The 25,510-nt window shown below is 42.7% G+C and carries 34 protein-coding genes, 1 tRNA gene and 2 rRNA genes (1 of these 37 only partly in view); 36 read left to right on the top strand and 1 reads right to left on the bottom strand.

Annotated features, from left to right (window positions below):
• Positions 1 to 156 precede the first annotated feature (156 nt).
• Both polA and ACOXXR_RS09035 read left to right on the top strand, forming a co-directional pair.
• Complete coding sequence (polA, locus tag ACOXXR_RS09040; RefSeq protein WP_445278454.1) at positions 157 to 2,802, top strand: DNA polymerase I; 2,646 nt, start codon at positions 157 to 159, stop codon at positions 2,800 to 2,802.
• A 74-nt stretch (positions 2,803 to 2,876) separates the two neighbouring features.
• A complete protein-coding gene (locus ACOXXR_RS09035; RefSeq protein ID WP_023027522.1) occupies positions 2,877 to 3,317 on the top strand; it encodes a CoA-binding protein in 441 nt (146 codons plus the stop codon).
• Positions 3,318 to 3,475: 158 nt separating this feature from the next.
• Here ACOXXR_RS09035 and ACOXXR_RS09030 read toward each other — a convergent pair whose 3' ends face one another.
• Entirely contained in the window at positions 3,476 to 4,363 is an 888-nt protein-coding gene (locus ACOXXR_RS09030) for a DUF975 family protein (protein WP_445278453.1), read from the bottom strand.
• A 151-nt stretch (positions 4,364 to 4,514) separates the two neighbouring features.
• Here ACOXXR_RS09030 and tgt point away from each other — a divergent pair, with 151 nt between their 5' ends.
• The 34 genes from tgt to ACOXXR_RS08860 all read left to right on the top strand — a co-directional run.
• The gene (gene tgt / locus ACOXXR_RS09025) at positions 4,515 to 5,657 is read left to right on the top strand and encodes a tRNA guanosine(34) transglycosylase Tgt (protein ID WP_023024993.1); all 1,143 of its coding nucleotides are present in this window, start codon (positions 4,515 to 4,517) and stop codon (positions 5,655 to 5,657) included.
• A gap of 375 nt (positions 5,658 to 6,032) precedes the next feature.
• Positions 6,033 to 6,341, top strand: a complete 309-nt coding sequence (gene rpsJ / locus ACOXXR_RS09020) for a 30S ribosomal protein S10 (protein WP_003009585.1) — start codon at positions 6,033 to 6,035, stop codon at positions 6,339 to 6,341.
• An 83-nt stretch (positions 6,342 to 6,424) separates the two neighbouring features.
• Positions 6,425 to 7,051: a 50S ribosomal protein L3 gene (rplC, locus tag ACOXXR_RS09015; RefSeq protein ID WP_003010846.1), complete on the top strand. Its 627-nt coding sequence runs from the start codon at positions 6,425 to 6,427 to the stop codon at positions 7,049 to 7,051.
• A gap of 24 nt (positions 7,052 to 7,075) precedes the next feature.
• Entirely contained in the window at positions 7,076 to 7,699 is a 624-nt protein-coding gene (gene rplD / locus ACOXXR_RS09010; RefSeq protein WP_003009591.1) for a 50S ribosomal protein L4, read from the top strand.
• On the top strand, positions 7,699 to 7,995 hold the full coding sequence (locus ACOXXR_RS09005) for a 50S ribosomal protein L23 (protein WP_006595190.1): 297 nt from the start codon (positions 7,699 to 7,701) through the stop codon (positions 7,993 to 7,995). The genes rplD and ACOXXR_RS09005 overlap by 1 nt, the downstream gene beginning before the upstream one ends.
• 17 nt (positions 7,996 to 8,012) lie before the next feature.
• Complete coding sequence (gene rplB, locus ACOXXR_RS09000) at positions 8,013 to 8,846, top strand: 50S ribosomal protein L2 (RefSeq protein ID WP_006595189.1); 834 nt, start codon at positions 8,013 to 8,015, stop codon at positions 8,844 to 8,846.
• 103 nt (positions 8,847 to 8,949) lie between these two features.
• Positions 8,950 to 9,231 carry a 30S ribosomal protein S19 gene (rpsS, locus tag ACOXXR_RS08995; protein WP_000533766.1) on the top strand — a complete coding sequence of 94 codons (282 nt, stop codon included), beginning with the start codon at positions 8,950 to 8,952 and terminating at the stop codon, positions 9,229 to 9,231.
• A gap of 11 nt (positions 9,232 to 9,242) precedes the next feature.
• Positions 9,243 to 9,587 carry a 50S ribosomal protein L22 gene (gene rplV / locus ACOXXR_RS08990; protein WP_006595188.1) on the top strand — a complete coding sequence of 115 codons (345 nt, stop codon included), beginning with the start codon at positions 9,243 to 9,245 and terminating at the stop codon, positions 9,585 to 9,587.
• Between the two features lie 12 nt (positions 9,588 to 9,599).
• Entirely contained in the window at positions 9,600 to 10,253 is a 654-nt protein-coding gene (rpsC, locus tag ACOXXR_RS08985) for a 30S ribosomal protein S3 (protein ID WP_006595187.1), read from the top strand.
• 3 nt (positions 10,254 to 10,256) lie between these two features.
• Complete coding sequence (gene rplP, locus ACOXXR_RS08980; RefSeq protein WP_023024998.1) at positions 10,257 to 10,670, top strand: 50S ribosomal protein L16; 414 nt, start codon at positions 10,257 to 10,259, stop codon at positions 10,668 to 10,670.
• A gap of 9 nt (positions 10,671 to 10,679) precedes the next feature.
• The gene (gene rpmC / locus ACOXXR_RS08975; RefSeq protein WP_003002350.1) at positions 10,680 to 10,886 is read left to right on the top strand and encodes a 50S ribosomal protein L29; all 207 of its coding nucleotides are present in this window, start codon (positions 10,680 to 10,682) and stop codon (positions 10,884 to 10,886) included.
• A gap of 23 nt (positions 10,887 to 10,909) precedes the next feature.
• Entirely contained in the window at positions 10,910 to 11,170 is a 261-nt protein-coding gene (gene rpsQ / locus ACOXXR_RS08970; RefSeq protein ID WP_000440801.1) for a 30S ribosomal protein S17, read from the top strand.
• A gap of 25 nt (positions 11,171 to 11,195) precedes the next feature.
• Positions 11,196 to 11,564: a 50S ribosomal protein L14 gene (gene rplN / locus ACOXXR_RS08965; protein WP_023025002.1), complete on the top strand. Its 369-nt coding sequence runs from the start codon at positions 11,196 to 11,198 to the stop codon at positions 11,562 to 11,564.
• 76 nt (positions 11,565 to 11,640) lie between these two features.
• A complete protein-coding gene (gene rplX / locus ACOXXR_RS08960) occupies positions 11,641 to 11,946 on the top strand; it encodes a 50S ribosomal protein L24 (protein ID WP_006595185.1) in 306 nt (101 codons plus the stop codon).
• 23 nt (positions 11,947 to 11,969) lie between these two features.
• Complete coding sequence (gene rplE, locus ACOXXR_RS08955) at positions 11,970 to 12,512, top strand: 50S ribosomal protein L5 (RefSeq protein ID WP_006595184.1); 543 nt, start codon at positions 11,970 to 11,972, stop codon at positions 12,510 to 12,512.
• Between the two features lie 17 nt (positions 12,513 to 12,529).
• On the top strand, positions 12,530 to 12,715 hold the full coding sequence (locus ACOXXR_RS08950) for a type Z 30S ribosomal protein S14 (RefSeq protein WP_001085699.1): 186 nt from the start codon (positions 12,530 to 12,532) through the stop codon (positions 12,713 to 12,715).
• 284 nt (positions 12,716 to 12,999) lie between these two features.
• Positions 13,000 to 13,398 (top strand): 30S ribosomal protein S8, encoded by a 399-nt coding sequence (gene rpsH / locus ACOXXR_RS08945; protein WP_006595183.1) that lies wholly within the window; start codon positions 13,000 to 13,002, stop codon positions 13,396 to 13,398.
• A gap of 193 nt (positions 13,399 to 13,591) precedes the next feature.
• Positions 13,592 to 14,128, top strand: coding sequence for a 50S ribosomal protein L6 (gene rplF, locus ACOXXR_RS08940; protein ID WP_445278452.1), 537 nt, complete (start codon positions 13,592 to 13,594; stop codon positions 14,126 to 14,128).
• A gap of 83 nt (positions 14,129 to 14,211) precedes the next feature.
• Positions 14,212 to 14,568: a 50S ribosomal protein L18 gene (rplR, locus tag ACOXXR_RS08935; protein WP_003010871.1), complete on the top strand. Its 357-nt coding sequence runs from the start codon at positions 14,212 to 14,214 to the stop codon at positions 14,566 to 14,568.
• A gap of 17 nt (positions 14,569 to 14,585) precedes the next feature.
• Entirely contained in the window at positions 14,586 to 15,080 is a 495-nt protein-coding gene (gene rpsE, locus ACOXXR_RS08930; protein WP_006595182.1) for a 30S ribosomal protein S5, read from the top strand.
• Positions 15,081 to 15,094: 14 nt separating this feature from the next.
• Positions 15,095 to 15,277 carry a 50S ribosomal protein L30 gene (rpmD, locus tag ACOXXR_RS08925; RefSeq protein WP_002894509.1) on the top strand — a complete coding sequence of 61 codons (183 nt, stop codon included), beginning with the start codon at positions 15,095 to 15,097 and terminating at the stop codon, positions 15,275 to 15,277.
• A 145-nt stretch (positions 15,278 to 15,422) separates the two neighbouring features.
• Positions 15,423 to 15,863: a 50S ribosomal protein L15 gene (gene rplO / locus ACOXXR_RS08920; protein ID WP_006595181.1), complete on the top strand. Its 441-nt coding sequence runs from the start codon at positions 15,423 to 15,425 to the stop codon at positions 15,861 to 15,863.
• A 12-nt stretch (positions 15,864 to 15,875) separates the two neighbouring features.
• The gene (secY, locus tag ACOXXR_RS08915; RefSeq protein ID WP_445278451.1) at positions 15,876 to 17,183 is read left to right on the top strand and encodes a preprotein translocase subunit SecY; all 1,308 of its coding nucleotides are present in this window, start codon (positions 15,876 to 15,878) and stop codon (positions 17,181 to 17,183) included.
• A 96-nt stretch (positions 17,184 to 17,279) separates the two neighbouring features.
• The gene (locus ACOXXR_RS08910) at positions 17,280 to 17,918 is read left to right on the top strand and encodes an adenylate kinase (protein WP_006597039.1); all 639 of its coding nucleotides are present in this window, start codon (positions 17,280 to 17,282) and stop codon (positions 17,916 to 17,918) included.
• A 116-nt stretch (positions 17,919 to 18,034) separates the two neighbouring features.
• Positions 18,035 to 18,253, top strand: coding sequence for a translation initiation factor IF-1 (infA, locus tag ACOXXR_RS08905; RefSeq protein ID WP_001029883.1), 219 nt, complete (start codon positions 18,035 to 18,037; stop codon positions 18,251 to 18,253).
• Positions 18,254 to 18,276: 23 nt separating this feature from the next.
• Complete coding sequence (gene rpmJ, locus ACOXXR_RS08900) at positions 18,277 to 18,393, top strand: 50S ribosomal protein L36 (RefSeq protein ID WP_001808836.1); 117 nt, start codon at positions 18,277 to 18,279, stop codon at positions 18,391 to 18,393.
• A gap of 17 nt (positions 18,394 to 18,410) precedes the next feature.
• Positions 18,411 to 18,776: a 30S ribosomal protein S13 gene (rpsM, locus tag ACOXXR_RS08895; RefSeq protein WP_003009631.1), complete on the top strand. Its 366-nt coding sequence runs from the start codon at positions 18,411 to 18,413 to the stop codon at positions 18,774 to 18,776.
• A 26-nt stretch (positions 18,777 to 18,802) separates the two neighbouring features.
• Positions 18,803 to 19,186, top strand: a complete 384-nt coding sequence (rpsK, locus tag ACOXXR_RS08890) for a 30S ribosomal protein S11 (protein WP_001118385.1) — start codon at positions 18,803 to 18,805, stop codon at positions 19,184 to 19,186.
• 45 nt (positions 19,187 to 19,231) lie between these two features.
• Positions 19,232 to 20,170 (top strand): DNA-directed RNA polymerase subunit alpha, encoded by a 939-nt coding sequence (locus ACOXXR_RS08885; protein ID WP_006595177.1) that lies wholly within the window; start codon positions 19,232 to 19,234, stop codon positions 20,168 to 20,170.
• A gap of 11 nt (positions 20,171 to 20,181) precedes the next feature.
• Positions 20,182 to 20,568 (top strand): 50S ribosomal protein L17, encoded by a 387-nt coding sequence (gene rplQ / locus ACOXXR_RS08880; protein ID WP_006595176.1) that lies wholly within the window; start codon positions 20,182 to 20,184, stop codon positions 20,566 to 20,568.
• A gap of 196 nt (positions 20,569 to 20,764) precedes the next feature.
• Complete coding sequence (locus ACOXXR_RS08875) at positions 20,765 to 22,066, top strand: glutamate-cysteine ligase family protein (RefSeq protein WP_270293047.1); 1,302 nt, start codon at positions 20,765 to 20,767, stop codon at positions 22,064 to 22,066.
• Between the two features lie 242 nt (positions 22,067 to 22,308).
• Positions 22,309 to 23,857: ribosomal RNA gene (locus tag ACOXXR_RS08870) — 16S ribosomal RNA — on the top strand.
• A gap of 53 nt (positions 23,858 to 23,910) precedes the next feature.
• Positions 23,911 to 23,983: transfer RNA gene (locus ACOXXR_RS08865), tRNA-Ala, on the top strand.
• A 129-nt stretch (positions 23,984 to 24,112) separates the two neighbouring features.
• Positions 24,113 to 25,510, top strand: a 23S ribosomal RNA gene (locus ACOXXR_RS08860); it runs 1,504 nt beyond the window's last position.
• Together the 16S and 23S rRNA genes with 1 tRNA gene alongside form the textbook arrangement of a ribosomal RNA operon.

The following is a 25,510-nucleotide window of genomic DNA, read 5'->3' as shown; positions in this document are numbered from 1 at the left end:
TCAGTTAATTATCCAAAACGCTTTAAGAAATTGCCACAACAAGGTTCTTGTTACGGCGAATAAACTTTTTCATAAGGAACTCCCAAAGAAGGCTCTACCCGCAAGGGTAGAGTTTTTATGTACCAGAGACCTTGTGATTCGTGGTATAATAAGCCTATGGAAAAAAAGAACAAATTACTACTCATCGACGGGTCTTCCGTCGCTTTTCGTGCCTTTTTCGCACTCTATAATCAAATCGATCGCTTCAAAAATGCCAATGGTCTGCATACCAATGCGGTCTATGGCTTTAATCTCATGTTGAGCCATCTCTTGGAGCGCATCCAGCCGACCCATGTCCTCGTTGCTTTTGATGCAGGCAAGACGACTTTTCGGACGGAGATGTATGCCGACTACAAAGGAGGCCGGGCAAAAACACCAGATGAGTTCCGTGAGCAGTTTCCTTTCATTCGTGAGCAACTGGATCATTTGGGAATCCGCCATTATGAGCTGGCCCAGTATGAGGCGGATGATATTATTGGAACGCTTGATAAGATGGCAGAAGCGACCTCAGTACCCTTTGAAGTCACCATTGTCTCTGGGGACAAGGATTTGATCCAGCTGACGGATGACAATACGGTGGTGGAAATCTCCAAAAAAGGGGTGGCAGAGTTTGAAGAATTCACTCCAGCCTATCTCAAAGAAAAGATGGGGCTGACACCAGAGCAGTTTATTGACCTCAAGGCCTTGATGGGAGATAAGTCGGATAATATCCCGGGTGTCACCAAGATCGGAGAAAAGACTGGGATCAAACTACTCCTAGAATACGGCTCTCTCGATGGCATTTACGAGCATATCGATGAGATGAAGGCTTCTAAGATGAAGGAAAACCTCATCAATGACAAGGAACAGGCCTATCTGTCCAAGACCCTTGCGACCATCGATACCAATGCGCCCATTGAAATTGGGCTGGACGATATCACCTATACGGGCCCCCATCTAGAAAATCTCGCCAAGTTTTATGAGGAGATGGGCTTCAAGCAACTCCGTCAGGCCTTGGATCTCAGTGGAGAAGAGGCGGCTCCTGTAGCCATTGACTATACAGAAGTCGAGCAAGTCACTCCAGATATGCTTACGGAAGATAGTTTCTTCCATTTCGAGATTTTTGGGGACAACTACCATACGGAACCCATTATCGGCTTTGCATGGGGGACAAAAGGTCAGCTCTACGCAAGTACAGATACTGCTCTTTTACAAACACCGATTTTCAAAGAATTTCTCGAAAAAACGCCCCTCAAGGTCTATGACTTTAAGCGGGCTAAGGTCTTGCTCAGCCACTTGGGTATTACCCTTCAAAAGCCGGCTTTTGATAGTCGATTGGCCAAGTATCTCTTGTCGACCGTAGAGGACAATGAAATTTCAACCATTGCGAGTCTCTATAGTCAGATTGCGCTACCGCTGGACGAAGTCGTTTATGGCAAGGGAGCCAAAAAAGCTATCCCAGAAAAGGCGGTCCTATTAGAGCATTTGGCACGAAAAGTCGCTGTTCTACTGGATACAGAAGAGCCTATGATGGAGCAGTTGCAAGCCCATGACCAGCTAGATTTGCTCTATGATATGGAGCAACCACTAGCAGCTGTATTGGCCAAGATGGAAATCGCGGGGATCAAGGTAGAGCGCCAGACCCTAGAAGATATGCAGGTGGAAAACGAGGTGGTCTTGGAACGCTTAACTCAAGAAATCTATGAGCTTGCAGGAGAAGAGTTTAACATCAATTCTCCAAAACAATTGGGGGTCATTCTCTTTGAAAAATTGGAACTCCCTCTTGAATATACGAAGAAGACCAAAACCGGCTATTCAACAGCCGTCGATGTCTTGGAACGCCTAGCTCCAATTGCACCGATTGTATCTAAGATTCTTGAATACCGCCAAATTGCCAAGATCCAATCGACCTATGTCATCGGTCTTCAAGACTGGATTTTGGAAGATGGGAAGATCCATACCCGCTATGTGCAGGATTTGACGCAGACAGGCCGTTTGTCCAGCGTGGATCCCAATCTGCAAAACATCCCTGTCCGTTTGGAACAAGGCCGTCTTATTCGCAAGGCCTTTGTCCCAGAAGAGGAAAACAGTGTCTTGCTCAGTTCGGACTATTCACAGATTGAATTGCGCGTCTTGGCCCATATTTCGGGAGATGAGCATTTGATTGATGCCTTTCAGCATGGGGCAGATATCCATACATCGACTGCTATGCGGGTCTTCAATATTGAAAAACCAGAAGATGTGACGCCGAATGACCGTCGCAATGCAAAAGCAGTAAACTTCGGTGTGGTTTATGGGATTTCCGACTTTGGACTGTCTAACAACCTAGGGATCAGCCGAAAAGAAGCCAAGGCCTACATTGAGACTTACTTCGAACGCTACCCTGGCATCAAGGACTATATGGAGAGAGTGGTGCGGGAAGCGCGTGACAAAGGCTATGTGGAGACTCTCTTCAAGCGTCGTCGGGAGATTCCAGATATCAATTCTCGTAACTTCAATGTTCGAGGCTTTGCGGAGCGGACGGCTATCAACTCACCGATCCAAGGATCGGCAGCAGACATCTTGAAAATTGCCATGATCCACTTGGACCAAGCGCTAGAAGCAGGAGCATACAAGACCAAGATGCTTCTTCAGGTCCACGATGAAATCGTTCTGCAGGTACCAAAAGAAGAGTTGGCCAAGATCAAGCAGTTGGTCAAAGAGACCATGGAATCTGCTATTGAGCTAGCGGTTCCACTGGAAGCTGATGAGAACGAAGGGCAAACCTGGTATGAAGCTAAATAAGATTGAGGGTCGGAAAAGCACGTCTAGTGCTATCCAAATTGTTATAGCAAGAAATAGATAAAAAGGAGATTCAAATGGCTTATTCATTTCGCAATCCTAGTGATGGCATTGTCAAACATTATCTAGAAACCAGCAAGATTATCGCTGTAGTCGGACTATCTGACCGTGAAGAGACGACCAGCCATCGTGTTAGTAAGGAGATGCAAGAGCGGGGCTATCGGATTATTCCCGTCAATCCTCGTGCAGCTGGAGGCCAGATCCTTGGGGAGACGGTGTATGCCAGCTTGCAGGAAATTCCTTTCCCAGTAGATATCGTGGATGTATACCGTCGCAGTGAGTTTTTGCCAGATGTAGCGCGTGATTTTATTGAGACGGATGCGAAGATCTTCTGGGCTCAATTGGAGCTGGAAAATCAAGAAGCAGAAGAAATCCTTCGTGGAGCTGGACGAGAAGATATTGTCATGAACCGCTGTATCAAACGTGAGCATACTCGTTTGGTCTTGGGAGAAGAATAGTCTTTGATCCATCTCAGAACCTCGTCTATTTCATCCAGTGATGAAGATGATACAAGGGGTAAAATAAATGAGGAGTGATTTCCTTATAGAGAATAAAGAACCCACCTAGTGCTTTGGAGAATAGCTCCAATCGAAGGTGGGTTCTCTTGTTTTCTTTGTTAATCGAGTGGGTTAGACTTAGGTAGATCCGGCGCCTTTTGCTGAAAGCGACTGCCCGCCTGCATCCGTTTTTGAAGGAGGGTATGGTAAAAGACGATTTGGCAACTGGTTGCATAAGGTTTGACATAGAAATTAGCAATTCCTAAAGTGAAAAATGATAGAAGTTGCCAACCGATCAGACTCAAATCAAGAACAAAGCGGTGGCTCTTAAAACCTTTCATCTCTTCCTTGCTTTGACGGAGGATAGACATGGGACCGTCATAGGTTCCTGTCATCAGTCGACTATACAGGATCAACTCGACCAAACTATACTGATAATAAAAAGGGAGGAAGAGCAGGAGGCCAACCAGAGCCATTAAGAGCCCAGTTGTCATTGTTGGCGCTAACTTGAGAATCGCTTGAACTTCTGGAGTATCCGCTCTAAGGGGAGAGGTAGAGGAGAGGGATTCATTGATAGTGAGAACTTGATAGCTGACCACTGTTAAGAGGAGCTGACTCCCATAGAGGAGACTCCCCCACAAAGATAGGATAACTTGCTTAATGAATAGCGTCAAAAATGCTGGTGTAAAATATTGGCTCTGAAAGATGGTGAAGAGAGCAAAGTTCTTTTCTCCCTTGCTAGAGGCAGACATTAAAAAGCGAAAGGTGGCTCCTAAATAGAGGAAAGAAAGGATAAATCCAATGATGGCAGGGAAAATCTGTCGGCTTAGAAGAAAGAGCATCCCTTCTCTGAGTTCCATGTGAGCAAGTGTTTCAGTGATGTCTGTCCCTGTCAAAATGTAACTTGCAAGAATTGTCAGGAAAGTTGGCAAGGCGAAGTAGGAGAAGACCATAGGGTGTTGCAATTGCAGTTGCCGGGCTTGAGCGCGAACCAATTTGATATTCATAATGTCCTCTTTCATGGTAGTAGTACCCTTTATTATAACACAAGTCCGTGACAGAGCTGGTAAAATTTGGTACAATCGTACAGGTGCTCACAGGAGAACCTGTGACAGGAATAAGAAGGCTGGGACTGTCTTTCCCAGTACGGAGGTAACCATGACAGATTCACCGATTCAATATCGCTTGATCAAAAAAGAAAAGCATACAGGTGCCCGCTTGGGAGAAATTATTACCCCTCACGGAACCTTTCCAACCCCAATGTTTATGCCTGTAGGGACTCAGGCAACCGTTAAGACCCAATCGCCAGAAGAGCTCAAGGAAATGGGTTCAGGAATTATCTTGGCCAACACCTACCATCTCTGGCTTCGTCCAGGGGATGACTTAGTCGCAAAAGCAGGAGGACTGCATCAATTCATGAACTGGGACCAGCCAATTTTGACAGACAGTGGAGGTTTTCAAGTCTATTCACTAGCGGATACCCGCAATATTACTGAAGAAGGGGTAACCTTTAAAAACCACCTCAACGGCTCGAAAATGTTCCTCTCTCCAGAAAAGGCCATCTCCATCCAAAATAATCTAGGAAGCGACATCATGATGTCCTTTGATGAATGTCCTCAGTTCTATCAACCCTATGATTATGTGAAAAAATCGATCGAACGGACCAGCCGTTGGGCAGAGCGTGGTCTTAAGGCTCACCGTCGTCCTCATGATCAAGGCCTTTTCGGGATTGTTCAAGGGGCTGGATTTGAAGATTTGCGCCGTCAGTCTGCCCGTGATCTGGTCAGCATGGACTTCCCAGGATATTCTATCGGTGGGTTAGCTGTTGGAGAAAGCCATGAAGAAATGAATGCGGTGCTTGATTTTACAACTCCTCTCTTGCCGGAGAACAAGCCTCGTTACCTCATGGGAGTGGGAGCTCCAGACAGTCTAATCGATGGGGTAATTCGTGGAGTGGATATGTTTGACTGTGTCTTGCCAACGCGGATTGCGCGAAATGGTACCTGCATGACCAGTCAAGGACGCCTGGTGGTGAAAAATGCGCAATTTGCAGAAGACTTTACGCCGCTAGACCACGAGTGTGATTGTTACACTTGTAAGAATTACACCCGGGCTTATCTTCGCCACCTCCTCAAGGCAGATGAGACCTTCGGCATTCGCTTGACTAGCTATCACAACCTCTATTTCTTGATTAACCTCATGAAGCAGGTCCGTCAAGCCATTATGGACGACAATCTTTTAGAATTCCGGGAACATTTCGTCGAAAAATACGGCTATAACAAGTCGGGCCGGAATTTCTAAGATGGATCACGAAAGATTATAGACCACCTTGGAAAAAAAGATGAAGCAGACAGTCTTTTCAAGACATCACAAGATCAGTTTCATATTGAAAAAGAATGAAAAGTTCTACAAAATGTAGAACTTTTTTCTATATAATGGCAACTTTTTTAGCACGCTTTTTCTTTCGAAAACACTTTCATTAAAAAAACGAAAAAAATCTGCTCAAATTCCTTGCATTGAGGCTTTCATTGTGTTAAACTACTATGGTGCTGTGAAAAACAGCTATTAGCTTTGATGCAAGAGGTTGCGACACGCTCGGTTGCATTGCCACGCAACGCGCGTCGGTTTTCTTGTGGAGCTAGCCTATTATCTTAAATAGACGAAAAGGAGAAAAAGATGGCAAACAAAAAAATCCGCATCCGTTTGAAAGCGTACGAACACCGTACACTTGACACAGCGGCTGCAAAAATCGTAGAATCAGCTACTCGTACAGGTGCACAAGTTGCGGGTCCAATCCCACTTCCAACTGAGCGTAGCCTCTACACAATTATTCGTGCGACTCACAAATACAAAGATTCTCGCGAACAATTCGAAATGCGTACACACAAACGTTTGATCGATATCATCAACCCAACTCAAAAAACAGTTGACGCTTTGATGAAATTGGATCTTCCAAGTGGTGTAAACGTAGAAATCAAACTTTAATCTAAAGCTTGATACATTGAGCATGAAAAACGCTCGTTAAAAACTTTTTGAATAAAAAATTATAGAAAAGGAACTATTTTCTCATGACAAAAGGAATCTTAGGGAAAAAAGTGGGAATGACTCAAATCTTCACTGAAGCTGGCGAATTGATCCCTGTAACAGTTATCGAAGCAACTCCAAACGTTGTTCTTCAAGTTAAAACTGTTGAAACAGATGGTTACAACGCTATCCAAGTTGGTTTCGATGACAAACGCGAAGTATTGAGCAACAAACCTGCTAAAGGACATGTAGCAAAAGCTAACACGGCTCCTAAGCGCTTCATTCGTGAATTCAAAAACGTTGAAGGCTTGGAAGTTGGTGCTGAAATCACAGTTGATACTTTCGAAGCTGGAGACATTGTTGATGTAACTGGTACTTCTAAAGGTAAAGGTTTCCAAGGTGTTATCAAACGCCACGGACAATCACGTGGACCTATGGCTCACGGTTCTCGTTACCACCGTCGTCCAGGTTCTATGGGACCTGTTGCACCTAACCGCGTATTCAAAGGTAAAAACCTTGCAGGACGTATGGGTGGCGACCGTGTAACTATTCAAAACCTTGAAGTTGTACAAGTTGTTCCAGAAAAGAACGTTATCCTTATCAAAGGTAACGTACCAGGTGCTAAGAAATCTCTTATCACTATCAAGTCAGCAGTTAAAGCTGGTAAATAATAAGGAAAGGGGAATACAGTCAAAATGGCAAATGTAACATTATTCGACCAAACTGGTAAACAAGCGGGCGAAGTTGTTCTTAACGATGCGATCTTTGGCATCGAACCAAACCAAGCAGTTGTATTTGATGTAATCATCAGCCAACGTGCTAGCCTTCGTCAAGGAACTCACGCAGTTAAAAACCGCTCTGCCGTTTCAGGTGGTGGACGCAAACCATGGCGTCAAAAAGGAACTGGACGTGCTCGTCAAGGTTCTATCCGGTCTCCACAATGGCGTGGTGGTGGAATCGTCTTCGGACCAACTCCACGTAGCTATGCGTACAAACTTCCTCAAAAAGTTCGTCGCCTTGCGCTTAAATCTGTTTACTCAGAAAAAGTTGCTGAAAACAAATTTGTAGCCGTTGATTCTCTTGAATTTACAGCTCCAAAAACTGCTGAATTTGCAAAAGTTCTTGCAGCTTTGAGCATCGATTCTAAAGTCCTTGTTATTCTTGAAGAAGGAAACGAATTCGCAGCTCTTTCAGCTCGTAACCTTCCAAACGTGAAAGTTGCGACTGCTACAACTGCAAGTGTTCTTGACATCGCAAATAGTGACAAACTTCTTGTTACTCAAGCAGCTATCTCTAAAATCGAGGAGGTTCTTGCATAATGAATTTGTATGATGTTATCAAAAAACCTGTTATCACTGAAAAGTCAATGGCTCAACTTGAAGCAGGCAAATATGTATTCGAAGTTGACACTCGCGCTCACAAACTTTTGATCAAACAAGCTGTTGAAGCTGCCTTTGAAGGTGTGAAAGTTGCGAATGTGAACACTGTAAATGTAAAACCAAAAGCAAAACGTGTTGGACGTTACACTGGTTTTACTTCAAAAACTAAAAAAGCTATCATCACGCTTACAGCTGATTCAAAAGCAATCGAGTTGTTCGCTACTGAAGCTGAATAATCTAAGGAGGAAATATCGTGGGAATTCGTGTTTATAAACCAACAACAAACGGTCGCCGTAATATGACTTCTTTGGATTTCGCTGAAATCACAACAAGCACACCAGAGAAATCTTTGCTTGTTTCATTGAAGAGCAAAGCAGGTCGTAACAACAACGGACGTATCACAGTTCGTCACCAAGGTGGTGGACACAAACGTCATTACCGTTTGATCGACTTCAAACGTAACAAAGACAACGTTGAAGCAGTTGTAAAAACAATTGAGTACGATCCAAACCGTTCTGCAAACATCGCTTTGGTACACTACACTGACGGTGTAAAAGCATATATCATCGCTCCAAAAGGTCTTGAAGTTGGTCAACGTATCGTTTCAGGTCCAGAAGCAGATATCAAAGTCGGAAACGCTCTTCCACTTGCTAACATCCCAGTTGGTACTTTGATCCACAACATCGAGTTGAAACCAGGTCGTGGTGGAGAATTGGTACGTGCTGCTGGAGCTTCTGCTCAAGTGTTAGGTTCTGAAGGTAAATATGTTCTTGTTCGTCTTCAATCAGGTGAAGTTCGTATGATCCTTGGTACTTGCCGTGCTACAGTTGGTGTTGTCGGAAATGAACAACATGGACTTGTTAACCTTGGTAAAGCAGGACGTAGCCGTTGGAAAGGTATCCGCCCAACAGTTCGTGGTTCTGTAATGAACCCTAACGATCACCCACACGGTGGTGGTGAAGGTAAAGCACCAGTTGGTCGTAAAGCACCATCAACTCCATGGGGCAAACCTGCTCTTGGTCTTAAAACTCGTAACAAGAAAGCGAAATCTGACAAACTTATCGTTCGTCGTCGCAACGAGAAATAATTTTAAACTAGTCGCTTAAGTGGCTAGAGAATCCGCCAGCTCGGTAGCGCTCCTTGGGAGCGCAAGCCGCTGTGGTACTATATTTAAAGGAGAAAATAATAAAATGGGACGCAGTCTTAAAAAAGGACCTTTCGTCGATGAGCATTTGATGAAAAAAGTTGAAGCTCAAGCTAATGACGAAAAGAAAAAAGTTATCAAAACTTGGTCACGTCGTTCAACGATCTTCCCAAGTTTCATTGGTTACACTATCGCAGTTTATGATGGACGTAAACACGTACCGGTTTACATCCAAGAAGACATGGTAGGTCACAAGCTTGGTGAATTTGCACCAACTCGTACTTACAAAGGTCACGCTGCAGATGACAAGAAGACACGTAGAAAATAAGGAGAACATAAATGGCAGAAATTACTTCAGCTAAAGCAATGGCTCGTACAGTGCGTGTTTCACCTCGTAAATCACGTCTTGTTCTTGACAACATCCGTGGTAAAAGCGTAGCCGATGCAGTAGCAATCTTGAAATTCACTCCAAACAAAGCAGCTGAAATCATCTTGAAAGTATTGAACTCAGCAGTAGCAAACGCTGAAAACAACTTTGGTTTGGAAAAAGCAAACTTGGTAGTATCTGAAGCATTCGCAAATGAAGGACCAACGATGAAACGTTTCCGTCCACGTGCGAAAGGTTCAGCTTCACCAATCAACAAACGCACAAGCCACATCACAGTGGTTGTGACAGAAAAATAAGGAGGTAACATCGTGGGTCAAAAAGTACATCCAATTGGAATGCGTGTCGGCATCATCCGTGATTGGGATGCCAAATGGTATGCTGAAAAAGAATACGCGGATTACCTTCATGAAGATCTTGCAATCCGCAAATTTATTCAAAAAGAATTAGCTGACGCAGCGGTTTCTACTATCGAAATCGAACGCGCAGTAAACAAAGTTAACGTTTCACTTCACACTGCTAAACCAGGTATGGTTATCGGTAAAGGTGGAGCAAACGTCGATGCACTTCGTGCAGCTCTTAACAAATTGACAGGTAAACAAGTTCACATCAACATCATCGAGATCAAACGTCCTGACTTGGATGCTCACCTTGTTGGTGAAGGAATTGCTCGTCAATTGGAGCAACGTGTGGCTTTCCGTCGTGCTCAAAAACAAGCGATCCAACGTACTATGCGCGCTGGAGCTAAAGGAATTAAAACTCAAGTATCAGGTCGTTTGAACGGTGCAGATATCGCCCGTGCTGAAGGATACTCTGAGGGTACAGTTCCACTCCACACACTTCGCGCAGACATCGATTACGCTTGGGAAGAAGCAGATACAACTTACGGTAAACTTGGTGTTAAAGTATGGATCTACCGTGGTGAAGTTCTTCCAGCTCGTAAAGACGCTAAAGGAGGTAAATAACCAATGTTAGTACCTAAACGTGTAAAACACCGTCGCGAATTCCGTGGTAAAATGCGCGGTGAAGCAAAAGGTGGAAAAGAAGTATCATTCGGTGAATACGGTCTTCAGGCTACAACTAGCCACTGGATCACTAACCGCCAAATCGAAGCTGCTCGTATTGCCATGACTCGTTACATGAAACGTGGTGGTAAGGTTTGGATCAAGATCTTCCCACACAAATCATACACCGCTAAAGCTATCGGGGTACGTATGGGATCTGGTAAAGGGGCACCTGAAGGTTGGGTAGCACCAGTTAAACGTGGTAAAGTAATGTTTGAAGTTGCTGGTGTATCTGAAGAGATCGCTCGCGAAGCGCTTCGTCTTGCAAGCCACAAATTGCCAGTTAAATGTAAATTCGTAAAACGTGAAGCAAAATAAGGAGAGGTCATGAAACTTACAGAAGTAAAAGAATTTGTTAAAGAACTTCGTGGTCTTTCTCAAGAAGAACTCGCGAAGCGTGAAAATGAATTGAAGAAAGAATTGTTTGAACTTCGTTTCCAAGCAGCTGCTGGTCAATTGGAACAAACTGGACGTTTGAAAGAAGTGAAAAAACAAATCGCTCGTATCAAAACTGTTCAATCAGAAGCTAAATAATAGACTAGGGAAGGAGAATTTCAATGGAACGCAATAATCGTAAAGTTCTTGTTGGACGCGTTGTGTCTGACAAAATGGACAAAACAATCACAGTTGTAGTTGAAACTAAACGTAACCACCCAGTCTATGGTAAACGTATCAACTATTCTAAAAAATACAAAGCACATGATGAAAACAACGTTGCCAAAGAAGGCGATATCGTTCGTATCATGGAAACTCGTCCGCTTTCAGCTACAAAACGCTTCCGTCTTGTAGAAGTTGTTGAAGAAGCGGTCATCATCTAATCTGACCTGAAAGGAGAAAACTTAAATGATTCAAACAGAAACTCGTTTGAAAGTTGCTGACAACAGTGGTGCACGCGAAATCTTGACCATCAAAGTTCTTGGTGGTTCAGGACGTAAATTCGCAGGTATCGGTGATGTTATCGTAGCATCTGTAAAACAAGCTACTCCTGGTGGTGCGGTTAAAAAAGGTGACGTTGTAAAAGCTGTTATCGTTCGTACTAAATCAGGTGCTCGTCGTAAAGATGGTTCATACATCAAGTTCGACGAAAATGCTGCAGTGATTATCCGTGAAGACAAAACTCCTCGCGGAACTCGTATCTTTGGCCCAGTCGCTCGTGAATTGCGTGACGGTGGTTTCATGAAGATCGTATCACTTGCTCCAGAAGTACTTTAATATAAAAATCACAAACACAGTCCCCTGGCTCATTGGCCAGGGTGCCCAACGGGCGTAAGAATAAAAGGAGAATAAAATGTTTGTAAAAACTGGCGACAAAGTTCGTGTAATTGCTGGTAAAGACAAAGGTGTTGAAGCTAAAGTCGTTGCTGCTCTTCCAAAAGTAAATAAAGTTGTTGTTGAAGGTGTAAACCTTGTTAAGAAACACCAACGTCCAAATAACGAAAACCCTCAAGGTGCTATCATCGAAAAAGAAGCTCCAATCCATGTATCAAACGTTCAAGTCTTGGACAAGAACGGTGTTGCTGGACGTGTTGGCTACAAATTCGTAGACGGCAAAAAAGTTCGTTATAACAAAAAATCAGGCGAAGTGCTTGACTAATCACGAAGGAAAGGAGAAGTATAATGGCTAATCGTTTAAAAGAAAAATACCTTAATGAAGTAGTTCCAGCTTTGACTGAACAATTTAACTACTCATCAGTTATGGCAGTGCCAAAAGTTGATAAGATCGTTTTGAACATGGGTGTTGGAGACGCTGTTTCTAACGCTAAAAACCTTGAGAAAGCTGCTGAAGAATTGGCATTGATCTCAGGTCAAAAACCACTTATCACAAAAGCTAAAAAATCAATCGCCGGCTTCCGTCTTCGTGAAGGTGTAGCGATCGGTGCGAAAGTAACTCTTCGTGGCGAACGTATGTACGAATTCTTGGACAAATTGGTTTCAGTTTCACTTCCACGTGTTCGTGACTTCCACGGTGTTCCAACAAAATCATTTGACGGACGCGGAAACTACACACTTGGTGTGAAAGAGCAATTGATCTTCCCAGAAATCAACTTTGATGATGTTGATAAAACTCGTGGTTTGGATATCGTAATCGTAACTACTGCGAACACAGACGAAGAATCACGTGCATTGCTTACTGGCCTTGGTATGCCGTTTGCAAAATAATATAGGAGGTAAAACTAATGGCTAAAAAATCTATGATTGCTAAGAACAAACGCCCAGCGAAGTTCTCTACTCAAGCATACACTCGCTGTGAACGTTGTGGACGTCCACACTCAGTTTACCGCAAGTTTAAACTTTGCCGTGTTTGCTTCCGTGAATTGGCATACAAAGGACAAATCCCTGGTGTCACTAAAGCATCTTGGTAATTTAAGATATCAAGGGCGTTAAAACTCCAAGTGAAAACAGGAAACTTGACGAAGAAACTTTAGTTTCTAGGAAAGTTTATCTTTTTCACACAGAGTTTAGCCCGGGTTCAGTTGGGCTTGCCAATTTGAACACGAGCTACAGCTTTGGCAAAAAAGACCAATTTATTTCGGAGCAGAGCTGCTACACTAAATTGCCTATTTTTGCTCGTGCTGTTACGCTCTTTGTATCATGTATTAACTAGCAAGTGAAACATTCAAACTACTAGTAAGAGGAGAAATATAAAATGGTTATGACTGACCCAATCGCAGACTTCCTAACTCGTATTCGTAACGCTAACCAAGCAAAACACGAAGTACTTGAAGTACCTGCATCAAACATCAAAAAAGGGATTGCTGAAATCCTTAAACGCGAAGGTTTTGTAAAAAACGTTGAAGTGATCGAAGATGACAAACAAGGTATCATCCGCGTGTTCTTGAAATACGGAGCAAACGGTGAAAAAGTTATCACAAACTTGAAACGTGTATCTAAACCAGGTTTGCGTGTTTACAAAAAACGTGAAGATCTTCCAAAAGTTCTTAACGGACTTGGAATTGCTATCCTTTCAACTTCTGAAGGTTTGCTTACTGATAAAGAAGCACGCCAAAAGAACGTTGGTGGAGAAGTTATCGCTTACGTTTGGTAAAATCAAGATACAAAGCTCGTAAAGAACAAAGCAAAATTAGGAAGTTGGGGCAGTTTGTTTACAAACGAGCCAACTTATCTATTTTGCACAGTTCTTAGAGCGTGTTCAGTTTAGCTATTGAACTAAATAAGTATCTTAAACCCCGTGAAAACTGGCCTTCAAAGGCCTGACAATTTAACAGGAGAATAAAAACATGTCACGTATTGGTAATAAAGTTATCGTGTTGCCTGCTGGTGTTGAACTCGCTAACAATGGCAACGTTGTAACTGTAAAAGGACCTAAAGGAGAACTTACTCGTGAGTTCTCAAAAGATATTGAAATCCGTGTGGAAGGTACTGAAGTAACTCTTCACCGTCCAAACGATTCAAAAGAAATGAAAACAATCCACGGAACTACTCGTGCCCTTTTGAACAACATGGTTGTTGGTGTATCAGAAGGATTCAAGAAAGAACTTGAAATGCGCGGGGTTGGTTACCGTGCACAACTTCAAGGATCAAAACTCGTTTTGGCTGTTGGTAAATCACATCCAGACGAAGTTGAAGCTCCAGAAGGAATTACTTTTGAACTTCCAAACCCAACAACAATCGTTGTTAGCGGAATTTCAAAAGAAGTAGTTGGTCAAACAGCTGCTTACGTACGTAGCCTTCGTTCACCAGAACCTTACAAAGGTAAAGGGATCCGTTATGTTGGTGAATTCGTTCGCCGTAAAGAAGGTAAAACAGGTAAATAATGTAGTTTGGTTGTTTTTCAACCAATCTTCATCTTACCAACTCAGTGCTTAGCACATGATTTTAAAATTAAGAGGTGAAAATTGTGATTTCGAAACCAGATAAAAATAAAATCCGTCAAAAACGCCACCGTCGCGTTCGCGGAAAACTCTCTGGAACTGCTGATCGCCCACGTTTGAACGTATTCCGTTCTAATACAGGCATCTACGCTCAAGTAATTGATGACGTAGCGGGTGTAACGCTCGCAAGCGCTTCAACTCTTGACAAAGAAGTTTCAAAAGGAACTAAAACTGAACAAGCCGTTGTTGTCGGCAAACTTGTTGCTGAACGTGCAGTTGCTAAAGGTATTTCTGAAGTGGTGTTCGACCGCGGTGGATATCTATATCACGGACGTGTTAAAGCTTTGGCTGATGCAGCTCGTGAAAACGGATTGAAATTCTAATAGGAGGACACTAGAAAATGGCATTTAAAGACAATGCAGTTGAACTTGAAGAACGTGTAGTTGCCATCAACCGTGTTACAAAAGTTGTTAAAGGTGGACGTCGTCTTCGCTTTGCAGCTCTTGTAGTTGTTGGTGACCGTAACGGACGTGTTGGTTTTGGTACAGGTAAAGCTCAAGAAGTACCAGAAGCAATCCGTAAAGCAGTAGAAGATGCTAAGAAAAACTTGATTGAAGTTCCTATGGTTGGAACAACAATTCCTCACGAAGTAACATCAGTATTTGGTGGAGCTCGTGTATTGTTGAAACCAGCTATCGAAGGGGCTGGGGTTGCTGCAGGTGGTGCAGTTCGTGCCGTTGTTGAATTGGCAGGTATTGCAGATGTAACATCTAAATCACTTGGATCAAACACTCCAATCAACATTGTTCGTGCAACAGTGGAAGGTTTAGCTCAATTGAAACGCGCTGAAGAAGTTGCTGCCCTTCGTGGTATTTCAGTTTCTGACTTGGCTTAAGAAAGGAGATTCAAATGGCTCAAATTAAAATTACTTTGACTAAGTCTCCAATCGGACGCATCCCGTCACAACGTAAAACTGTTGTAGCACTTGGACTTGGCAAATTGAACAGCTCTGTTATTAAAGAAGATAACCCAGCAGTACGTGGTATGATTACTGCAGTATCTCACTTGGTAACAGTTGAAGAAGTAAAATAATCTATTTTGAAATAGAACAAGGTTTTCAGGGGTATGAGAAATTTCTCATCCCCTAAAACTAAATATAAGTATAGGCGAGTTTGTAGTCGGGACACCTTTTCCTGATTACATGCGTTAGCAATTTACAAAAGAGGAGAAAATAATAATGAAACTTCATGAATTACAACCTGCTGCAGGTTCACGTAAAGTCCGCAACCGTGTTGGTCGTGGTACTTCATCTGGTAATGGTAAAACTTCTGGCCGTGGTCAAAAAGGTCAAAAAGCTCGTAGCGGTGGCGGTGTACGTCTTGGTTTTGAAGGTGGACAAACTCCATTGTTCCGTCGTCTTCCAAAACGTGGATTTACAAACATCAACGCTAAAGAATATGCGATTGTAAACCTTGATCAGTTGAACGTCTTCGAAGATGGTGCTGAAGTAACACCAGTAGTACTTGTGGAAGCAGGTATTGTAAAAGCTGAAAAATCAGGAATTAAAATTCTTGGTAACGGAGAATTGACTAAGAAATTGTCTGTTAAGGCAGCTAAATTCTCTAAATCAGCTGAAGAAGCTATCACTGCTAAAGGTGGTTCAGTAGAAGTCATCTAAGAGGGGTGACCTATGTTCTTTAAATTATTAAAAGATGCATTTAAGGTTAAACAAGTACGATCAAAAATTTTATTTACTATTTTTATCATACTTGTCTTCCGAATCGGGACCACGATTACGGTTCCTGGTGTGAATGCGAAAATCCTTAACAACTTACAAGATGTTTCCTTCTTGAATATGATGAGCTTGGTGTCAGGGAATGCTATGAGAAACTTCTCTGTCTTCGCCCTTGGGGTGAGTCCTTACATCACGGCTTCCATCGTAGTTCAGCTCCTTCAAATGGATTTGCTTCCGAAGTTTGTTGAGTGGGGGAAACAAGGAGAAGTTGGGCGGAGAAAGTTAAATCAGGCAACACGCTATATTGCCTTGGTTCTAGCTTTCGTTCAATCCATTGGAATTACAGCTACTTTCCACACCTTGTCACAAGCTAAATTAGTATCCACACCGAACGTTGAAACCTACATCTTAATTGGTGCAATTTTAACGACAGGTTCGATGATTGTGACCTGGTTGGGAGAACAGATTTCTGAAAAAGGATACGGAAACGGTGTTTCTATGATCATCTTTGCGGGGATTGTTTCTTCCATCCCAGAAATGATCAAAGGTGTCTATGAAGATTCATTTGTTAACGTCCGTCCTGGACAATTGAACAATTCACTAATTTTCGTAGGTGTATTAATCTTAGCGGTATTAGTGATTGTCTACTTCACAACCTTTGTGGAACAAGCACAGTATAAAATTCCAATTCAATACACAAAGATTGCACAAGGAGCACCATCTAGCTCATATCTTCCACTGAAGGTAAACCCAGCTGGAGTTATTCCTGTCATCTTTGCTAGTTCGATCACGGCTGCACCGGCAGCAATTTTCCAGGTCATTAGTGCCATGGGTTACAATGCTGGATGGGTTCGAACAGCACAATCTATGTTAGCAACCAATACACCTACTGGTGTAGCAATGTATGCTTTGCTAATCATTTTGTTTACTTTCTTCTACACATTTGTACAGATTAACCCAGAAAAAACTGCGGAAAATCTACAAAAGAGTGGTGCTTACATTCCAGGTGTGCGTCCTGGTAAGGGAACAGAAGACTACATGTCACGTCTTCTTAGACGTTTGGCTACGGTCGGTTCTCTATTCCTTGGATTTATCACCATTATTCCAATCCTTGCTCGGGATATCTTTGGTCTGACAGATACAGTTGCTCTCGGAGGAACTAGTCTCTTGATCATCATCTCGACTGGTATTGAGGGAATGAAACAATTAGAAGGTTACTTATTGAAACGCAAATACATTGGTTTCATGGATACAACAGAATAGAATTAGGTTGACATTGTCAACCTTCTATTTTGTTTTTGAATAAGTTTGTTAAATTGTAACAGGCTTATTTAAAAACAAAATAAGGAGCAAATGATTATGAATTTATTAATCATGGGATTGCCTGGAGCAGGTAAGGGGACGCAAGCAGCTAAAATTGTGGAACAATTTCAAGTTGCACATATCTCAACAGGGGATATGTTCCGTGCTGCAATGGCCAATCAAACCGAAATGGGTGTGTTGGCAAAATCATTCATCGATAAAGGTGAATTGGTGCCGGATGATGTAACCAACGGGATTGTAAAAGAACGTTTGGCTCAAGACGATATTAAGGAAAAAGGATTCCTTTTAGACGGTTTTCCTCGCACGATTGAACAAGCACATGCTTTGGATCAAATTTTGGTAGATCTTGGCCTTGAACTTGAGGGTGTAATCAACATCGAAGTGGATCCATCTTGCCTTCTTGAACGCTTGAGCGGTCGCATTATTCACCGTGAAACAGGTGAAACCTACCATAAAGTATTCAACCCACCAGCTGATTACAAGGAAGAAGACTATTACCAACGTGAGGACGATAAACCAGAAACGGTTAAACGCCGCTTGGATGTGAATATCGCTCAAGGTGAGCCGATTCTTGCTCATTATCGTGCAAAAGGTTTAGTCCATGATATCGAAGGAAACCAAGATATTAACGACGTCTTTAAGGATATCCAAAAAGTCTTAGAGAATTTGAAATAAAAACGTTTTAGTTGCTTGCAATAATTGATAACAAGTGATACAATGAATTAGTCTGACTTATAATTGTTACCTCTGTGCTCAGAGGAATGAATCGAAATTTATGGAGGTACTTTTGCGTGGCAAAAGACGATGTGATTGAAGTAGAAGGCAAGGTAGTTGATACAATGCCGAATGCTATGTTTACGGTTGAACTTGAAAATGGACATCAGATTTTAGCAACAGTTTCTGGTAAAATTCGTAAAAACTATATTCGTATTTTAGCGGGAGATCGTGTTACAGTGGAGATGAGTCCGTACGATTTGACACGTGGACGTATCACATACCGCTTTAAATAATCGAAAAACTTGGAGGGATAAAAATGAAAGTAAGACCATCGGTCAAACCAATTTGCGAATACTGTAAAGTAATTCGTCGTAATGGTCGTGTTATGGTAATTTGCCCAGCAAATCCAAAACACAAACAACGTCAAGGATAAGATAGAAAGGAGAAAACATGGCTCGTATTGCTGGAGTTGACATTCCAAATGACAAACGTGTAGTAATTTCATTGACTTATGTATACGGTATTGGACTTCCAACATCTAAGAAAATTCTTGCTGCTGCAGGCGTTTCTGAAGATATTCGTGTTCGTGACCTTACACCAGATCAAGAAGATGCTATCCGTCGTGAAGTTGACGCAATTAAAGTAGAAGGTGACCTTCGTCGTGAAGTGAACTTGAACATTAAACGTTTGATGGAAATCGGTTCATACCGTGGTATCCGTCACCGTCGTGGACTTCCTGTTCGTGGACAAAACACTAAAAACAATGCTCGCACTCGTAAAGGTAAAGCTGTTGCGATTGCTGGTAAGAAAAAATAAGAAAATAAAATAAGGAGGTAAAAATCTTGGCTAAACCAACACGTAAACGTCGTGTGAAAAAGAATATCGAATCAGGTATTGCTCATATTCACGCAACATTTAATAACACAATTGTTATGATTACTGATGTGCATGGTAACGCAATTGCATGGTCATCTGCAGGTGCTCTTGGTTTCAAAGGTTCTCGTAAATCTACACCATTTGCTGCACAAATGGCTTCAGAAGCTGCTGCAAAATCAGCTCAAGAACATGGTCTTAAATCAGTAGAAGTTACTGTTAAAGGTCCTGGTTCTGGTCGTGAGTCTGCTATTCGTGCTCTTGCTGCTGCTGGTCTTGAAGTTACTGCAATCCGCGATGTGACTCCTGTGCCACACAATGGTGCTCGTCCTCCAAAACGTCGCCGTGTATAATCATCAACAATTACACAGCTTTTCGTTTCAGAGGGAGTATAGCAAATGATTGAGTTTGAAAAACCAAATATAACAAAAATTGATGAAAATAAAGATTACGGTGTATTTGTAGTAGAACCACTTGAACGTGGTTATGGTACAACACTGGGGAACTCTCTTCGTCGCGTATTATTGGCTTCACTTCCAGGTGCTGCTGTTACTTCAATTAATATTGAAGGTGTATTGCACGAATTTGATACAGTTCCAGGTGTCCGCGAAGACGTTATGCAAATCATTCTTAACGTTAAAGGGATCGCTGTAAAATCTTACGTCCAAGACGAAAAGATTATTGAACTTGATGTAGAAGGTCCTGCAGAAGTAACTGCTGGAGATATTCTTACGGATAGTGACATTGAAATTGTAAACCCTGATCATTATCTTTTTACAATCGGTGAAGGATCAAGCTTTAAAGCAACTTTGACTGTGAATAGCGGTCGTGGTTATGTTCCAGCTGATCAGAATAAAAAAGATGATGCACCAGTTGGTACACTTGCAGTAGATTCAATCTATACGCCAGTGACAAAAGTTAATTACCAAGTTGAACCAGCTCGCGTTGGTAGCAACGATGGTTTTGACAAACTAACCCTTGAAATTTTAACAAATGGAACAATTATTCCAGAAGATGCCTTAGGTTTATCTGCTCGTATTTTGACAGAACACCTTAACCTCTTTACTAACTTAACAGAAATCGCAATTGCGACAGATGTAATGAAGGAAGTAGATACAGCATCAGATGATCGAGTATTAGAACGTACCATCGAAGAATTAGATCTTTCTGTCCGTTCATATAACTGTTTGAAACGTGCCGGTATCAACACTGTGTATGATTTAACAGAAAAATCTGAACCAGAAATGATGAAGGTTCGTAACCTTGGACGTAAGAGTCTCGAAGAAGTTAAAGTTAAGCTTGCCGATTTAGGCCTTGGGCTAAAAAACGATAAATAAAGGAGGAATACATGGCTTACCGTAAACTAGGACGCACTAGCTCACAACGTAAAGCAATGCTTCGTGATTTGACAACAGATCTTATCATCAATGAAGCAATCGTAACAACTGAAGCACGTGCAAAAGAAATCCGTAAATCAGTTGAAAAAATGATTACCTTAGGTAAACGTGGTGACTTGCATGCACGTCGTCAAGCAGCTGCTTATGTACGTAATGAAGTTGCATCACAAAACTTTGATGAAGAAACTGGTAAATATTCAGAAACAACAGCACTTCAAAAATTGTTCTCTGAACTTGCACCACGTTATGCTGAGCGCAATGGTGGATATACTCGTATCCTTAAAACTGAACCACGCCGTGGGGATGCTGCGCCAATGGCAATTATCGAATTAGTATAAAATCATCAATTTTGTTGAGTGTTATGATGTTGGGAGGACTATACAGTTCTTCTTAGTCTAGCTCTGGTCTGCCGCTAGGATTTATCCTAGCGGTAACACTCATCATATTGAGGTAAATGGTAGACGCTTGTTTACGAAATTGCTTTAATTTAAAACAATTTCGTAAGCAGGCGTTTTTTGATATAATGGAAGAGTTATGACAGTAAAAGAAAAATCACAAACACTGGCCCAGCAACTATTGGCGAAGCGTTACCTGGCTTCCCTGAAAGAAAATCCAGATCAGTACATTGGAGTTGAACTAGAATTTCCGATCGTAAATACCTTGGGAAATAAAACGGATGTATTGGTTGCAAAGGCTCTTTTTAAGTATCTACAAGAGGTTGAAGAATTTGTAGCGATTAAACTAGATGAAGACGGCAATCCAGTCCAGTTGCAACATGAAATAAATAAAGATCAAATTGTATTCGAGTTATCCTACAATACCATTGAATTTGCGTTTGAAAAAGCTAAAACAATTCAAGAAGTTGAAAGACGTTTTAATCACTATTTAAGCATCATTCAACCATTTTTAAGAGAGAAACAACATCAAATTGAAGGACGTGGCCTTCATCCTTATTGGAGAATAAACGATAATCAACCTGTAAAAATTGATCGTTATAAAATGCTGATCCAATTCTTACAACTAGCTGAACAAACTACCAACCGTCAATTTCATAACTATCCAGACTATGGAACCTTTATTTGCGGAAATCAAGTGCAACTGGATGTTTCAAGAAATAATTATTTAAAAGTGATTAACGCGATGAATAAGGTGGAACCTGCAAAAGCATATCTGTTTGCTAATTCCATTTTCGATGGAGAAAACTGGGATACAACGATATCAAGAGATATTTTCTGGGAAGAGTCTATGCATGGTTATTACCAGGAAAATGTTGGTGTGAACTCAAAAGCGTTTATAAATGAACAGGACTTTCTGGATTATTTAGCGAAGACAGCCTTGTTTTATGTTTATCGTGAGGAAGAAATACTATATTTTGAACCAATTAGAGTAGAGGATTACCTAGGGAGAGAAAAAATAGTAGCTTATCGATTAAATGGAACGAGACAAGATATAAAACCACAAGAAGAAGACCTAAAGAATCATAGAAGCTACCATTTTCAAGATTTAACAACAAGAGGAACCATCGAATACAGAAGTGTTTGTACTCAACCGTTACATAAAACATTTGCACCAATTGCCTTTCATGTAGGATTGCATCATAATATCAAAGAATTGGAAGAGTATTTAGCTCAAAACAACTATTTTGATTTTAGCAAAGAAAATCCAAAAGAATTAAGAAGGCAATACTCTAAAAAACATTTAACTAAAAATGAATTGGAGAAAATTAAACACTATTCATTGGATCTACTAACAATCTCTAAAAGAGGATTGATTGATCGTGGAAAGCAAGAAGAACTTTATCTCGAAGAAATAATGAATGAGTTAGGGAAATGCTAAATTAACAGCATTTCCTTTTTAAAATCAAAAAAATAACAAAAAAAATAAAAAAATAGAAAAAAGATATTGACAAGGAGAAGAGGTCGTGATATACTAATATAGTTGTCGCGCGAGAGCGACAAAGACCTTTGAAAACTGAACAAGACGAACCAATGTGCAGGGCGCTATAACTAAGGTTATAGTACTGAACAATGAAAAAACAATAAATCTGTCAGTGACAGAAATGAGTGAGAACTCAAACTTTTAATGAGAGTTTGATCCTGGCTCAGGATGAACGCTGGCGGCGTGCCTAATACATGCAAGTAGAACGCTGAAGCTTGGTGCTTGCACCGAGCGGATGAGTTGCGAACGGGTGAGTAACGCGTAGGTAACCTGCCTGGTAGCGGGGGATAACTATTGGAAACGATAGCTAATACCGCATAACAACAGTTGTTGCATGACAGCTGTTTGAAAGGGGCAATTGCTCCACTACCAGATGGACCTGCGTTGTATTAGCTAGTTGGTGAGGTAACGGCTCACCAAGGCGACGATACATAGCCGACCTGAGAGGGTGATCGGCCACACTGGGACTGAGACACGGCCCAGACTCCTACGGGAGGCAGCAGTAGGGAATCTTCGGCAATGGGGGGAACCCTGACCGAGCAACGCCGCGTGAGTGAAGAAGGTTTTCGGATCGTAAAGCTCTGTTGTAAGAGAAGAACGAGTGTGAGAGTGGAAAGTTCACACTGTGACGGTATCTTACCAGAAAGGGACGGCTAACTACGTGCCAGCAGCCGCGGTAATACGTAGGTCCCGAGCGTTATCCGGATTTATTGGGCGTAAAGCGAGCGCAGGCGGTTAGATAAGTCTGAAGTTAAAGGCTGTGGCTTAACCATAGTACGCTTTGGAAACTGTTTAACTTGAGTGCAAGAGGGGAGAGTGGAATTCCATGTGTAGCGGTGAAATGCGTAGATATATGGAGGAACACCGGTGGCGAAAGCGGCTCTCTGGTCTGTAACTGACGCTGAGGCTCGAAAGCGTGGGGAGCAAACAGGATTAGATACCCTGGTAGTCCACGCCGTAAACGATGAGTGCTAGGTGTTGGGTCCTTTCCGGGACTCAGTGCCGCAGCTAACGCATTAAGCACTCCGCCTGGGGAGTACGACCGCAAGGTTGAAACTCAAAGGAATTGACGGGGGCCCGCACAAGCGGTGGAGCATGTGGTTTAATTCGAAGCAACGCGAAGAACCTTACCAGGTCTTGACATCCCTCTGACCGCTCTAGAGATAGAGTTTTCCTTCGGGACAGAGGTGACAGGTGGTGCATGGTTGTCGTCAGCTCGTGTCGTGAGATGTTGGGTTAAGTCCCGCAACGAGCGCAACCCCTATTGTTAGTTGCCATCATTTAGTTGGGCACTCTAGCGAGACTGCCGGTAATAAACCGGAGGAAGGTGGGGATGACGTCAAATCATCATGCCCCTTATGACCTGGGCTACACACGTGCTACAATGGCTGGTACAACGAGTCGCAAGTCGGTGACGGCAAGCTAATCTCTTAAAGCCAGTCTCAGTTCGGATTGTAGGCTGCAACTCGCCTACATGAAGTCGGAATCGCTAGTAATCGCGGATCAGCACGCCGCGGTGAATACGTTCCCGGGCCTTGTACACACCGCCCGTCACACCACGAGAGTTTGTAACACCCGAAGTCGGTGAGGTAACCTTTTAGGAGCCAGCCGCCTAAGGTGGGATAGATGATTGGGGTGAAGTCGTAACAAGGTAGCCGTATCGGAAGGTGCGGCTGGATCACCTCCTTTCTAAGGATAAGGAAACCTGCACGTTCGTCTTGTTTAGTTTTGAGAGGTCTTGTGGGGCCTTAGCTCAGCTGGGAGAGCGCCTGCTTTGCACGCAGGAGGTCAGCGGTTCGATCCCGCTAGGCTCCATTGGTGAGAGATCACCAAGGATGAACATTGAAAATTGAATATCTATATCAAATAGTAACAAGAAAATAAACCGAAAACGCTGTGAATATTTAATGAGTTTTCTAATTTTTGAAAAAATTAGGTTAATAAGGTTAAGTTAATAAGGGCGCACGGTGGATGCCTTGGCACTAGGAGCCGAAGAAGGACGTGACAAACGACGAAATGCCTCGGGGAGCTGTAAGTAAGCGCTGATCCGGGGATGTCCGAATGGGGGAACCCAGCAGGTGATACCTGTTACCCATATCTGTTAAGGATATGAGGAGGAAGACGCAGTGAACTGAAACATCTAAGTAGCTGCAGGAAGAGAAAGCAAAAGCGATTGCCTTAGTAGCGGCGAGCGAAACGGCAGGAGGGCAAACCGAAGAGTTTACTCTTCGGGGTTGTAGGACTGCAATGTGGACATAAAGATTATAGAAGAACTACCTGGGAAGGTAGGCCAAAGAGAGTAACAGCCTCGTATTTTAAATAGTCTTTATACCTAGCAGTATCCTGAGTACGGCGAGACACGTGGAATCTCGTCGGAATCTGGGAGGACCATCTCCCAACCCTAAATACTCCCTAGTGACCGATAGTGAACCAGTACCGTGAGGGAAAGGTGAAAAGCACCCCGGGAGGGGAGTGAAATAGAACCTGAAACCGTGTGCCTACAACAAGTTCGAGCCCGTTAATGGGTGAGAGCGTGCCTTTTGTAGAATGAACCGGCGAGTTACGATATGATGCGAGGTTAAGTTGAAGAGACGGAGCCGTAGGGAAACCGAGTCTGAATAGGGCGCTTTAGTATTATGTCGTAGACCCGAAACCATGTGACCTACCCATGAGCAGGTTGAAGGTGCGGTAAAACGCACTGGAGGACCGAACCAGGGCACGTTGAAAAGTGCTTGGATGACTTGTGGGTAGCGGAGAAATTCCAAACGAACTTGGAGATAGCTGGTTCTCTCCGAAATAGCTTTAGGGCTAGCGTCGACATAAAGATTCTTGGAGGTAGAGCACTGTTTGGGTGAGGGGTCCATCCCGGATTACCAATCTCAGATAAACTCCGAATGCCAATGAATTATGGTCGGCAGTCAGACTGCGAGTGCTAAGATCCGTAGTCGAAAGGGAAACAGCCCAGACCACCAGCTAAGGTCCCAAAATAATTGTTAAGTGGAAAAGGATGTGGGGTTGCACAGACAACTAGGATGTTAGCTTAGAAGCAGCTATTCATTCAAAGAGTGCGTAATAGCTCACTAGTCGAGTGACCCTGCGCCGAAAATGTACCGGGGCTAAAACAATTTACCGAAGCTGTGGATACCTTTAATGGTATGGTAGGAGAGCGTTCTATGTGTGAAGAAGGTATACCGTGAGGAGTGCTGGAACGCATAGAAGTGAGAATGCCGGTATGAGTAGCGAAAGACAGGTGAGAATCCTGTCCACCGTAAGACTAAGGTTTCCAGGGGAAGGCTCGTCCGCCCTGGGTTAGTCGGGACCTAAGGAGAGACCGAAAGGTGT

The organism is Streptococcus sp. KHUD_013, from assembly GCF_052588545.1.
Note: the sequence above shows the minus strand (reverse complement) of the source record. Positions and strands in the feature narration are given on the sequence as shown.